Source organism: Inquilinus sp. OTU3971, from assembly GCF_038440215.1.
This window is the reverse complement of sequence record NZ_JASATH010000484.1, coordinates 1-215: the sequence shown is the minus strand read 5'-3', so window position 1 is coordinate 215 and position 215 is coordinate 1. Positions and strand designations below refer to the sequence as shown.

Here is a 215-nt window from a genome sequence, read left to right as displayed (position 1 = left end):
GTCCGGCGGTATCGGTGACGATATGGCGCTTGCGGCCCTTGACCTTCTTGCCGGCATCGAAGCCGCATGGCCCGCCCGCCTCGGTGGTCTTGACCGACTGGCTGTCGATCACCCCGGCCGAGGGGCTGGCCTCGCGGCCGGAGGCCTCGCGCGACAGGATGACCAGCTCATGATTGATCTGCTGCCAGATGCCATCGTCGCGCCAGGCATAGAAG

At 67.0% G+C, this 215-nt stretch carries 1 protein-coding gene; it reads right to left on the bottom strand.

Annotation, left to right across the window (positions count from 1 at the left end; all coding sequences use genetic code 11):
* A partial coding sequence (locus tag AAHM41_RS40525; RefSeq protein WP_342242300.1) for a transposase occupies window positions 1–215 on the bottom strand: 215 nt, incomplete at both ends.